This window comes from Sphingomonas sp. CCH10-B3 (genome assembly GCF_001556185.1).
GTDB classification, from domain to species: domain Bacteria; phylum Pseudomonadota; class Alphaproteobacteria; order Sphingomonadales; family Sphingomonadaceae; genus Sphingomonas; species Sphingomonas aquatica.
The window spans coordinates 44073-56479 of the sequence record NZ_LSIJ01000026.1; the positions used below are offsets into that span (position 1 = coordinate 44073).

11 protein-coding genes are annotated in these 12407 nt (G+C 64.6%); 5 read left to right on the plus strand and 6 right to left on the minus strand.

Translation table 11 applies throughout. From position 1 onward, the window contains the following. Positions 1 to 49: 49 nt before the first annotated feature. From AX672_RS06020 to AX672_RS06035, 4 genes are all read right to left on the minus strand, one after another. A complete protein-coding gene (locus AX672_RS06020; RefSeq protein WP_168727361.1) occupies positions 50 to 1309 on the minus strand; it encodes a hypothetical protein in 1260 nt (419 codons plus the stop codon). A 40-nt stretch (positions 1310 to 1349) separates the two neighbouring features. Continuing rightward, positions 1350 to 2600, minus strand: a complete 1251-nt coding sequence (locus AX672_RS06025; protein ID WP_066649862.1) for a hypothetical protein — start codon at positions 2598 to 2600, stop codon at positions 1350 to 1352. A gap of 113 nt (positions 2601 to 2713) precedes the next feature. Then, positions 2714 to 3793: a WD40/YVTN/BNR-like repeat-containing protein gene (locus AX672_RS06030; protein WP_168727362.1), complete on the minus strand. Its 1080-nt coding sequence runs from the start codon at positions 3791 to 3793 to the stop codon at positions 2714 to 2716. A 79-nt stretch (positions 3794 to 3872) separates the two neighbouring features. Continuing rightward, the gene (locus AX672_RS06035) at positions 3873 to 4343 is read right to left on the minus strand and encodes a hypothetical protein (protein ID WP_066649866.1); all 471 of its coding nucleotides are present in this window, start codon (positions 4341 to 4343) and stop codon (positions 3873 to 3875) included. 250 nt (positions 4344 to 4593) lie between these two features. On the opposite strand from AX672_RS06035, the gene AX672_RS06040 reads away from it, so the two are divergent. Next, positions 4594 to 5058, plus strand: coding sequence for a DUF417 family protein (locus AX672_RS06040; protein WP_066649873.1), 465 nt, complete (start codon positions 4594 to 4596; stop codon positions 5056 to 5058). A gap of 3 nt (positions 5059 to 5061) precedes the next feature. Here the strand turns inward: AX672_RS06040 and parE are convergent, their stop codons facing one another. Further along, positions 5062 to 7059: a DNA topoisomerase IV subunit B gene (parE, locus tag AX672_RS06045; protein ID WP_066649876.1), complete on the minus strand. Its 1998-nt coding sequence runs from the start codon at positions 7057 to 7059 to the stop codon at positions 5062 to 5064. A 156-nt stretch (positions 7060 to 7215) separates the two neighbouring features. On the opposite strand from parE, the gene AX672_RS06050 reads away from it, so the two are divergent. The 4 genes from AX672_RS06050 to AX672_RS06065 all read left to right on the plus strand — a co-directional run bounded on the left by AX672_RS06050 (position 7216) and on the right by AX672_RS06065 (position 11916). After that, entirely contained in the window at positions 7216 to 8055 is an 840-nt protein-coding gene (locus tag AX672_RS06050; RefSeq protein WP_066649878.1) for an outer membrane protein, read from the plus strand. Positions 8056 to 8239: 184 nt separating this feature from the next. Next, positions 8240 to 9109, plus strand: coding sequence for an outer membrane protein (locus AX672_RS06055; RefSeq protein WP_066649880.1), 870 nt, complete (start codon positions 8240 to 8242; stop codon positions 9107 to 9109). Between the two features lie 137 nt (positions 9110 to 9246). Continuing rightward, positions 9247 to 9705 carry a (2Fe-2S)-binding protein gene (locus tag AX672_RS06060; RefSeq protein WP_066649883.1) on the plus strand — a complete coding sequence of 153 codons (459 nt, stop codon included), beginning with the start codon at positions 9247 to 9249 and terminating at the stop codon, positions 9703 to 9705. 12 nt (positions 9706 to 9717) lie between these two features. Continuing rightward, positions 9718 to 11916 carry a xanthine dehydrogenase family protein molybdopterin-binding subunit gene (locus tag AX672_RS06065; protein ID WP_066649885.1) on the plus strand — a complete coding sequence of 733 codons (2199 nt, stop codon included), beginning with the start codon at positions 9718 to 9720 and terminating at the stop codon, positions 11914 to 11916. A gap of 53 nt (positions 11917 to 11969) precedes the next feature. Here AX672_RS06065 and AX672_RS06070 read toward each other — a convergent pair. Beyond that, the coding region (locus AX672_RS06070; protein ID WP_231731169.1) for a GcrA family cell cycle regulator at positions 11970 to 12407 on the minus strand (438 nt) is incomplete at its 5' end.

Below are 12407 nucleotides of genomic sequence, written 5' to 3' on the forward strand. Positions count from 1 at the left end.
AGTGCGCGCGCGTCCCTAGCGCGGCGAGGGACGCCCGGCAATCAAGGTGTCAGATCGATCCCTTGCTGGGCTCGGGCGGGGCCGGATCGATCGACAGATCGAGCGTTTCGATCCGCGGCTCGGGGCCACGCTGGCGGATGCGCGTTCCGATGCGCGCTTCCATCAGCGACGTCAGCGTATAGCGTTCGACGCGCAGGATGCCTGGATCGGTCGCATCGCGATTGAGCGGCAGATAACGCCTGAGCGCGATCGATCCCAGGATCGGCTTGACCCAGTCCTCGCTCTCCAGCTTACCGCTGCCGCGCAAAATGCCGACGTCGGTCACATGACCGTCGGGCGCAACGTAAAAGCTGACGTCGACCCATTGGTCATCGTACAGTCGGAGCGGCAACCGCGCATATTCGTTGATGACCGACACACCGATGCCGAAGGGGTTGCCATTGGCCCGGTTATCATCACTTTGATAGGCGCCACGTGCGGAGTCGCGGATTGAGGGGATCGGCGGGGCATAGACCAGCACCGGCCGTTCGGTCGCGCCGTCACGGCGCAGATCGGCGAGCACAGCGTCAAAGGCCTTGGTGTCGCCGCGTCGCAATTGCCGCCGGGCCTGAAGCACCCGCGCCGCCTGCACGAAGACGCGGTAGCGCGGGTCGGAATTGGTCAAGATCGCCGCCAATGCCGCCTCTTCGCCGGCACGATATCTGGCGGGATCGTTTTCCGCATAGCCGCCGTAGAGCACTGCCAGACGAAGTTCGGCAAGCCCCTGCACCTGCAACAGTCCGACCTCCTTCGCGCGCCTCGCCACGGCGCGATAGGCTTCCTCCGCGGCCTCGAACCGGCCAAGCCGGGCATAGGCGTTGGCGAGCTCGATCCGTGCGCCCAGCACCCGTGCATCGTCGCGCGGCAGGCCGGCCTTCAGGACATCGAGCGTGTCGATGGACGAGAGTTGATAGGCTTCGCCTTCACCGAGATGCGCCGATACCGTGGCGATCGCGCGGGTGACGTTCGAAACCGGCACCGGATAGGTCTTGGCAAAGCGCCGTGTCCGGTCGCGTCCGGCAAAAAGCGTGTTGCGGGCCTGCTGATAGCGTCCGGCGACGAAAAGATTTTCGGCGTGGCGCAAAGTCGCAGCGACATCTTCATCGACCGGGCACTTGCGCGCGACACATTCCTTCAGCGCGCGTTCGCTTTCACTCAGGCGCAGACCGGTCACGACAACGGCCGATCGGGCCTTGTCGTCGGGTGCGGCGAACGCCGGAACGGCAAGCGCGCTGGCGAGCAACATGGCAAGCGAGGCATGGCGCATCATCACTTTTCCCATCCGGATAGATTGTTCGATCTCGTGAGCGTCAAATTGATTGACCGTCGGCCTTGTCACCGATGGCAGCCGGGAGCGCGGGATCGATCGACAGATCAAGATATTCGATATGCGGTGTGTCGCTCAAGCGCCGCGACCGGCCTTTGGGGCGGAAATTCTCGGTCTGGGCCACTTCGGCAGTGCCGTTGCTGATCGATGCCGTCAGCGTGTATCGTTCGACACGGCGCAGGCCCGGATCGCCCGGATCGAGCTTGAGCGGGAGATAGCGGCGGCGCTTAATACCCGACATCACCAGTTGCGACCAATCCTGCCGCCGCAGGCCAGGGCTCGCGCGCAGCAGATCTACACCACTTACCTGACCGTTCGGCTGGACAAAGAACGTCACGTCGATCCATTGCCCGGTCACCGCCTGCGACAGGCCCCTCAGTGAATTGCCGCCTTCGGCGCGCGGCAGGATCTCGTCCAGAAATGTCAGCGACGGCGTGTAGACGAGCACGGGGCGCGTCGTGCGCAGTTCGTCGCCATAACGCGCGATCAACTGGTCGATCGGGCGAAGATCGCCGAAACGCGCCTGCTGGCGGGCGAGGATCAGCTCTGCGGCGCGAGCGAATGGTCTGATCGCCGGATCGTCGCGGCCGATCAGCTCCTTGGCAGCGAGTTTCACCGCACCTGCGAAAGTGCCTGGATCGCCCTGCGCGTAGTTTTCGTAGAGCGCGACGATCCGCAGCCGGGCGAAGCCTTCGATTGCGGGCAGGTGCCGGCGTCGAGCATCGCCCGCGATGTCGCGGTAATAATCCTCCGCCGCCTGATACCGCCCAAGGTGCGCGAATGCGTCGGCGATTTCGAGCCGCCCGCCCAGCAAACGCCAATCGTCGGCGGGCAACCCTGCCTTCAGCGCGCCGAGGCTGTCGATCGCGCCGAGCCGAAATTCGTCATTGTCGCCCAGATGCACCGCCACTCGCGAGCCCGCCCGCAGCAACGTGGCAACCTGCGTCGGATAGGCAGCGGCGAACCGGCGATTGCGGTCGCGGCCCTGCCGCAGCACCGATCGCGCCGTTTCGTAATCGCCTGCCACAAACAGATTTTCCGCATGTTGCAGCGTTGCGGCAATTTCCTGATCGGCCGGACATTTGCGCGCGATGCAGTCGCGCAGCGCGCGCTCGGTCTCGCTCAGGCGCAAGCCCGTGACCACGACTTCGCGATCTTTGGCCGGCGCATCCTGCGCAAGGGCAGTCGTCGGTACAGCAATGGCAAGCAGCAGCGGAACAACAGGCGATCGCATTGGAGGTCTCCCTCGCAAAACCCGGTTCCAGCCCCCTGGAACAAGGCAACCCCTGTCGGATAAGACGTTATCGCGCCTTGTAGGATAATGAAACTACAAAAATGGTCTCGTTTTCAGCCGATTGTGAGCCTTTGGACCTCGGTGCCGATCGCATAGACGTACCGCTTGCTGCCGTCCGCAACGACGCGGAACTTGTTGGCCGCCCGCGCGACCGGAGCGGGGGCAAAGGTCTTGCCGCCATCGCGCGTCTCGAAGCCGCCCGCCGCCGTGCCCACCCAGCCGCGCGCTTCGTCGAGGAAGCCGATGCCGAACTGGCGCGCCTTTGCGTCCATAACCATCGGCAGTTCGGTCCAGCTCTTGCCGCCGTCGACGGTCTTGACGATCAGCTGCTGCGCGCGCGCCGGGTCATAGCTTTGCACGGTGGCATAGCCGACCTTCGCGCTCACGAACGATGCCTTCCAGATCAGCTCGGCGGCGCGGCCCGATTTATAGACCGGCGTCCAGTTCTTGCCGCCGTCGACCGTGCGCAAGATCAGTCCTTCGGTGGTCGCTGGATCGCGGCCGGTCGAGGCGAAGATCAGCCCGGTCTGCTCGTCGAGGAACCTGATGTCGAGGATCATCCCGGCCTGCGCGGTCAAGTCACTCACCGACCAGCTCTTGCCGCCGTCGGTCGAGCGCAGCAGCCCAGTGGGGCCGCCGACCCGTCCCGCCGCATGGACGACAACGCGCGGCTCGAGCTTGCCCTGATAGATGCGCTGCGTCTTGAGCACGTCGATCGCACACACGCCAACGATGGTCTTGCCGCCCAGGTCCGCCGGGGTCCAGGTGACGCCCCCGTCGTCGGTGCGATAGAGCGGCGTGGTGTCGGTGACGCCGGGGTAATAATCAGTGCCGATATTGCCGATGAAGCCGGTGTTCGCATCGACGAAACCCAGCGCGCGGATGAAGGTGCCAGGCTTGCTCGCGATCTTGGACCAGCTTGCGCCGCCGTCGGTGGTGCGGAACAGGTCACCTTTGCCGGTGCCATACCAGCCGTTAAGCGGATCGGCGAAGCTGATGTCGTCGCGCTTGCCGGGATAGGCCTCGGTCGGCAGCTTTTCCCAAATCGGCTCGGCTGCGCCTGCGCCGATCAGCGGCATAGCGGCGAGCGCGGCGCCCGCCGTCATCACGTCACGACGATTGAAATGAAGCATTCCATCCCTCCGAAGTAGCGCCTTGTGTATTATGAAGGCGATACAGTGAGGTCAAGAAGGCCTGCCGACCGGTCGGCGCTCAGCGCGTTACGGACGGAAAGGTCGGCTCGGGGAAACCGTTGTTCGTGTACGGAAAACCGAAATTTTGAGCGGTCGGTGTCGGAGTGTCACCCTGTCGCGTGTCGCGCGCGAGCGGTCTGTTGACATAGACAAGCATGTTGCGCGCTGCGTTCCGGATAGCTGGGCTGGTCTGCGCGTCCTTGATCACGTCCAGCAAGGCAAATCGTACCCAATCGGCCCCGCCCGCGATAAGCTGAACATACGCGGCCTTGACCTTCAGCTCATTTGCGAGCGGTCGGTCGCCGATACGGGCTGCACGACGCGAAAGCTCCAAAAGTCGCGCGCGTGTCCGATCGATGGTGGCCAAATTGCGCGGGACGAAATCGCGCTCCACCTGGCGCGCTTCGGCAACCAGCGCTTCGTGCGCCGCTGCATCTGCGACCGGGGTGGTTTGAGCGGCAAGGGCAAGCGCAAAGATGACCGACAGCATGGGGCTATCCTTCGTCTGGCAATGGCGACCAAGCTATCAAACTTGTCGGAATTCAGCAAGTCAGTTGAGAGTCTTGCGCCGATCAGAGGAGCCTCCTCTATATGCTCTCGCGCGTCTTGAAGACATGCGGCCGCGTCAATCAAGCATATGTTTCCGAGCGTTTACTGCCTGCGCTCTCGCAGCCGTTGTAACTTTTGCGCCGCGCGCCCCGAAAGTCCGGCAAATCCTGTGACCATTTTGGGGGCCTGCCGTGACCAATCGTTTTCCTGTGCCATCGACCGACAGCGCGATTGCTGCGCTGCGCTGGGCGCTGGTTTTCATCTTCCTGTTCTTCGGCATCGCCAAGTTCGCGCAATATGAGGCCGAAGGAGTCGCGCGGATCGCGAGCCAATATCCGCTGTTCGCCTGGATGTACCCGCTATGGGGTCCGCGCGTGGCGAGCAATGTCATCGGCACGATCGAGCTGGCGACGGCGACAGCGCTCGCGCTCGGTGCCTTTTCGCCGCGCATCAGCGTGATCGGCGGGCTGATGGGGATGGCGACGTTCCTCATCACGCTCAGCTTCACGCTCGGCGTGCCGCTGTGGGAGGAAGGCTATGGCTTCCCCTTCATCGGCTCGCTCGCGCAGTTCCTGTTCAAGGATGCCGGACTGCTGGCGGGTTGCTACGCGATCGCGGTGTTCTCGGCGCGCAAGGCGGGGTTCGCGCGCGCCTGACCGTCACGCGTCGATCGCGTCTTCCTCGACCCGCGCGGCATTTTCCTGGATGAAGGTGAAGCGGTGGGCGGGGTTGGTGCCCATCAGGCGGTCGACCAGGTCCTTTACCTGCGCGCGCTCCTCATACTCCTGGGGTAGCGTGACGCGCAGCAGCGAGCGCGACTTGGGGTCCATCGTCGTTTCGCGCAGCTGCATCGGGTTCATTTCGCCGAGGCCCTTGAAGCGCGCGACATCGACGTTGCGGCCCTTGAACTCGGTCGCCTCGATCCGCGCGCGGTCGGCGTCGTCCATCGCGTAGAGGCTCTTCGTCCCCGCCGTCAGCCGGTAAAGCGGCGGCTGCGCGAGATAGAGGTGCCCCCGCCGGACGATCTCGGGCATTTCCTGAAAGAAGAACGTCATCAGCAACGTCGCGATATGCGCGCCGTCGACATCGGCGTCGGTCATGATGACGATGCGTTCGTAGCGCAGATTGTCGGGGCGGCAGTCCTTGCGCGTGCCGCAGCCGAGCGCCTGGATGAGATCGGCGATTTCGGTATTGGCGCCGATCTTGGCGGCAGTCGCCGAGGCGACGTTCAGGATCTTGCCGCGAATGGGCAGGATCGCCTGCGTCTTGCGATCGCGCGCCTGCTTGGCCGATCCGCCCGCCGAATCACCTTCGACGATGAAGATTTCGGTGCCTTCGGGGCTGTCAGCCGAACAATCGGTGAGCTTGCCGGGGAGCCGCAGCTTGCGCGCCGACGTCGCGGTCTTGCGCTTGACCTCGCGCTCGGCCTTGCGCGCGAGCCGCTCGTCCATGCGTTCGATCACATAGCCGAGCAGTGCCTTGCCGCGCTCCATATTGTGGCTGAGGAAATGGTCGAAATGGTCGCGCACCGCGCGCTCGACGAGGGTCGCGGCTTCGGGGCTGGTGAGCCGGTCCTTGGTCTGGCTCTGGAATTGCGGCTCGCGGATGAAGACGGAGAGCATCAGCTCGCTGCCGGTCATCACGTCTTCGGCCGTGATGTCCTTCGCCTTTTTCTGCCCCACCAGATCGCCGAAGCCGCGGATGCCCTTGACCAGCGCGGCGCGTAAGCCCGCTTCATGGGTGCCGCCGTCGGGGGTCGGGATGGTGTTGCAGTACCAGCTGTAGCTGCCGTCGCTCCACAGCGGCCAGCTGACGGCCCATTCGACCCGGCCCGCCTGCTCGCCGTTCGGCCCGGCGGGGAAGTCCTGCGTGCCCGCGAAGAAATCCGCCGTCGCGCATTCGCGGCCCGCCACCTGTTCGCGCAAATGATCAGCAAGGCCGCCGGGAAACTGGAACACCGCTTCGGGCGGCACGTCGCCGTCGCCGATCAGCTCGGGGGCGCAGCGCCAGCGGATTTCGACGCCCGCGAACAGATAGGCTTTCGAGCGCGCGAGCTTGTAGAGCCGCTGCGGCTTGAAGTGCAGCTCGGGGCCGAAAATCTCAGGGTCGGGGGTGAAGGCGACCGAGGTGCCGCGGCGGTTCTGCACAGGGCCCAGTTCCTCGAGCGGCCCGAGCGTCAGCCCGCGCGAGAAACGCTGGCGATAAAGCTGCTTGTTGCGGGCGACTTCGACCACTGTGTCCGCCGACAGTGCGTTGACGACGCTGACCCCGACGCCGTGCAGCCCGCCGCTGGTGGCATAGGCTTTCCCTTCGAACTTGCCGCCCGAATGGAGTGTCGACAGGATCACTTCGAGCGCCGACTTGCCCGGAAACTTGGGGTGCGGATCGACCGGGATGCCGCGGCCGTTATCGGTGATCGTCAGCCGGTTGCCGGGCTCCAGCGACACTTCGATCCGGCTGGCGTGGCCTGCGACGGCTTCGTCCATCGCATTGTCGAGCACTTCGGCGGCAAGGTGGTGGAGCGCGCGCTCGTCGGTGCCGCCGACATACATGCCCGGCCGTCGCCGCACCGGCTCCAGCCCTTCGAGGACTTCGATCGAGGAAGCGTCATAGCTGCCGGGCACGGCATTGGGGGCGGCAAACAGATCGTCGGACATGGCCGATGCTATAGGAGCGCGGGAGTCACGGGCGCAAGCGCGCTCGCGAACGCACGCTGGCGGACATAGCCGCCGCGATCCGGCGCGGCCAATGCATACAAAATCCCAATGCTCTCGTTTCTGTTGCGGTCATCAACGGCAACGGAGGGAACATCCATGCGTGCATCGATCATCAAGGGGACAATTTTCGCAGCAGCAATCGGGCTATCGGCCCCGGCCCTGGCCCAGGAAGCAGCGCCGACGAGCGAATTCGAAGGATTCTATATCGGCGCGACCGCCGGTTATGGTTTTCAGCCGAACGATGGCAATGCGACGGTGTTGTTCGACCGCAATCTCGACGGCCGGTTCGGCGATACCGTGGTGACGACGGCCGGCGCCAATGCCTTCTCGCCGGGCTTTTGTGGCGGCGTGGCGCGCGGCAACAATGCGGCGGCGGGCTGCACCAATGATCGCAGCGGATTCACTTATTCGGGTCGGCTTGGCTATGATATCCAGCGCGGGCGGATCGTCGTCGGCATCGTCGGCGAAGTTGGCGACAGCCTGATCACCGACAGTGTCACGGCGTTCAGCACCACGCCCGCCAACTACATGCTTACCCGGTCGGTCAATCTGGAAGGCGGCGTGCGCGGCCGAGCTGGCTTTGCATTCGGCAAGACCCTGCTTTTTGCGACGGCAGGCTTGGGCATCATCGATATCAAGCGTACCTTCGCCACCAGCAATACGGCCAACTCATTCATCAACAATGGCGATGAGGTCCGCGTCGGCGGCCAGTTCGGCGGCGGGATCGAGCAGAAGCTGGGCAAGCATTTCTCGATTGGTGTCGAGTATCTGCACCACCGTTACAACGACACCGACTTCCGCGTCCGCGTCGGGCCGGGAACCGCACCGGCCACCAACCCGTTCCTGCTGGCCGGGGCAGGCGGCACCGATTTTGCGCGCAGCGACAATCGCTTCAACTGGAACACTGTGCGCGCAACCGTTGCTTATCGTTTTTGATCGTTACGCCCCCATAAGTAAAAGCCTCCGGTTCCTGTGAACCGGAGGCCTTTTGCTGAAAAATTCCATAGTTAAATTCGTCGAGTTGCCGATATGCAACACGCAAAATTCTTTGTGCAGCTGCGGAATACAAAGCGACCATACCGACGTTTGGCATGCACCTGTAACAACGTCGGAGTATATCATGCGTAACGTCACGATCCATTCGCTGCTGGGCGCGGCATCAATCGTCTTGATCGCCAGCCCTGCGCTGGCTCAGACCAGCGATGTCCCACCTGCCGCCGCTGAAGCCGCACCCCCGGCGCCAGTCGAGGAACGGCCGTTTCAGGGCCTCTATGTCGGCGGTTTCGTCAGCTATGACGTGCAGCCGAACGATCCGGGCGAGAGCATCGTGTTCAACCGCAACGGCAGCGCGACGGTAACGACCGCCGCAGGCGCCGATGCCTTCTCGCCCGGCTTCTGCAATGGTCGTGCGAACGGGACAATTCCCGATAATGGCTGCCGCAACGACCGCGACGATGTCGCTTATGGTGGCCGCATCGGCTTCGACATCCAGAAGCGCTGGCTCGTGCTGGGCGCGCTTGCCGAATTCGGCGACAGCCAGATCACCGACAGCGTCAGCGCGTTCAGCACGACGCCTGCGAGCTATACGATGACGCGTTCGGTCAATTGGGAAGCCGGCTTCCGTGGTCGGCTGGGTTTTGCGGCGCGCAACACGCTGTTCTATGGGACTGGCGGTGCAGGCTATGCCCGCATTCGCAGTGACTTTTCGACCACCAACACCGCCAATGCCTTTGCGACGACGGGCACGCGCAACAAATGGGGCGTGCAATATGGCGGCGGCATCGAGCAGAAGATCGGACGCAATTTCTCGATCGGGCTCGAGTATCTCTACCATGATTATGATGCGCCCGACGCGCGGGTGCTGGTGACGCAGGGGACCGCGCCGGCAACCAATCCCTTCGTGCTCGGCGGCACGACGACCACTTTCGCGCGCAGCGATAACAAGTTCAACTGGCACTCGCTGCGGCTGACGGCGGCGTTCCGCTTCTAAACAGCCCGGTCTGGCTGCCCCGATGAACCCCCGGCGCCCGCGCGCCGGGGGCTTTCGCATTTGCGATCAAGGCATGGCAAGCAGCGCTGCCAGTTGCTATACGCAACCCATCACGCAGCGAAACAATGGGATGCAGGATGTCAGTCGTCGCCAAAGTCAACGGCAAGCCCGTCACCTTCAACGTCGAGCCTGACACCCCGCTGCTGTGGGCGATCCGCGAGGCGCTGGGCATGACCGGCACCAAATTCGGCTGCGGCATCGCGGCGTGCGGCGCTTGCAGCGTCCATATCGACGGTGAAGTGATGCGCTCGTGCAGCGTGCCGGTGAGCGACGTCGCGGGCAAGTCGATCACGACGATCGAGGGGCTGGCGCAGCCCGACGGCACGCTCCACGCGCTGCAGGCGGCGTGGATCGCGCATCAGGTGCCGCAATGCGGCTATTGCCAGTCGGGCCAGCTGATGGCGGCGGCTGCGCTGCTCGCGGCGACGCCGAAGCCGACCGACGCGCAGATCGACGAAGCAATGACCAACATCTGCCGCTGCGGCACTTATCCCCGTATTCGCGCGGCGATCCACGCCGTCGCCGGCCAGGCCTGAGGAGCGCACACGATGGGCATTGTTCGCAGGACTTTCCTGATCGGTGGCGCGGCCGTGATTGGCGGCGGCATTTTCGCGATCAAATGGGCCGATGGTTCGGCACAGTCGCAGGCCGCCGAACTCACCAACGGCAAGGACGGGCATAATTTCGCGACCTGGCTGCGGATCGGCGAGGACGACAAGATCACGCTGTTTTCGCCGCACACCGACATCGGGCAGGGCTCGAACACCGGCCTCGCGCAGATGCTCGCCGACGAGCTTGAAGCCGATTGGGCAAAGGTCGAGGTCGTCTCGGCACCGGCCGAATCGGCATTCGCCAATGTCGCGCTGGGGCGCGGCTTTCTGGCCGAGATGACCGGCTATCCGGGCGTTGTCGCGTCGCTGCCGACATCGTTGTTGTCGATGATCGCGCGGTCGATGAACCTGCAGATCACCGGCGGATCGTCGGCACTGCGCTTCACCGGGCAGAAGAGCGTGCGGGTGATTGGCGCGGCGACGCGGCAGGCGCTGGTTGATACCGCTGCCGCGCGCCTGGGCGTGCCTGCTGCCGAACTGACCGCGCGCGACAGCAAGGTCACGCACGTCAAGTCGGGCCGGTCGCTGCGCTATGGCGAACTCGCGGCAGAGGCGGCGGGGCGGTCGCTCGACAGCAATCCGCCGCTCAAGGACCCGAAGAATTTCCGCTTCATCGGCAAGCCGGTGCCGCGCTTCGACATTCCCGCGAAGGTTAATGGCACCGCGCAGTACGGCATGGACGTCATCAAGCCCGACATGCGTGTCGCGACCGTGATTGCAGCACCGATTCGCGGCGGCAAGCTGACCTCCGTCGATCCGGCGCCGGCAATGGCCGTGCCAGGCGTGGAAAAAGTGATCAAGCTCGACGCCGCCGTGGTCGTGGTCGCCAAGGGCTATTGGCAAGCGCTGAAGGGCGCGCGCGCCCTGTCACCGAAGTTCAGCGACGGCGGCAACGGCGCGATATCGACCGAGTCGATCTTTGCCGAACAGGCCAAGCTGCGCGGAGCCAACAAGCCCGATGCGACCAAGGGCAAGGGCGATGCCGAGGCAGGCCTGAAAACGGCGGGCGCCAAGCTGGTCGATGCCGAGTATCGGTTGCCGTTCCTCCACCACGCGATGATGGAGCCGTTTGCGCTGACCGCGCATTACAAGGACGGCAAGCTCGACATCTGGGGCGGGATGCAGGATCCGCTCGCCTCAAAGATGGGCGCTGCGGCCGCTGCCGGACTCGCGCCCGACAAGGTAACCTTCCACCCGATGCTGATCGGCGGCAGCTTCGGGCGGCGCTTGCCGATGTACATGGAAATCGTCGATCAGGTCGCACGCGTCGCGGTGCAGCTGCCCTATCCGGTCAAGCTGATCTGGGCGCGCGAGGAAGAAGTGACGCAGGGCGCCTATCGTCCGCAAAGCTCGGCACATCTGAAGGGCGCGATCGGGAGCGACGGCAAGATCGCGGGGCTGCGTTATGATTTCGCCCAGCCCGAGGATGGCCTGGCCGAAGTCCCGCTGTTCTATGATCTGCCCGCTGCGACCCGGCGGCATTTCAAGCAGGTGTCGAACCAGACCGTTGGCGCGTGGCGATCGGTCAATGCCACGCAGCATGGCTTTTACACCGAAAGCTTCATGGACGAGCTGGCGCACGCGGCAGGCGTCGACCCGGTCGAGTTCCGCAAACGCCACCTGAGCCCGGGATCGCGGCATCTCGCGGTGCTCGAACAGGCGGCCAAGCTTGGCGGCTGGGGGACCCCGCTGCCTGCTGGTGTCGGGCGTGGCGTTGCGATCGTCGAATCGTTCAACACGATCGCGGCGCATGTGACCGAAGTGATGCTGAAGGACGACGGCACCCCCAAGGTGCTGAAGGTCACGGCGGTCGTCGACTGCGGCACGGTGGTCAACCCGCGCAATGCCGAAGCGCAAGTGATGGGCGGCATCGTCATGGGGCTGTCGACCGCCATCGGCGAGGCAATCACGCTCGACAAGGGCGCAGTCGTGCAGCGCAACTTCAGCGATTATGAAGTGTTGAAGCTCGCCGATGCGCCCGCGATCACCGTGCATTTCATCAACAGCGGGCATGACATGGGTGGCTTGGGCGAGCCCGGCCTGCCCCCCGCCGCGCCCGCGCTCGCCAATGCGCTGTTCGCGGCGACCGGCAAGCGCGTGCGCAACCTGCCGATCCGGGATCAGGCGAAGGCTTGAGGTTCCGGGACCCCTCCCCTTCAGGGGAGGGGCTTTGTGCGAGAAATCAATCTCTAGCGAACCCGCGGTCCGCCGAAGGGCAGCGGCGGCGGCGGACGGCGGTCGCGACGTGGCAGCTGCGCCTGATAGGCATGGCCGCAATGTTCCACGCAATAAGGGAAACCCGGATTCACCTTTTCGCCGCAGAAATGGAAATCGGGCTCGCCGGGGTGCCCGATCGGCCATTTGCAGATCCGGTCGTTGAGATCGAGCAACGTCGTCTTGCCCGCCATGTCTGACGACGGACGAGCCGGGACCAGTCGACGCGGCGGCGCGGGCGCGATCGGCGCCTGCTGCTCGCCGGGTGCCTGACGCAGGAAGCCGCCGGGGCCGACCGAGCGCATGACGACCGCAGGCGCCTTCGCCACTTCGGGAGCGGGCGCTTCGCTTTCAGCGGGCTCGGGCTCGGCAACCGGGGCGGCAGCAACCGGGGCTGGCTTCGGGGCAGGCGC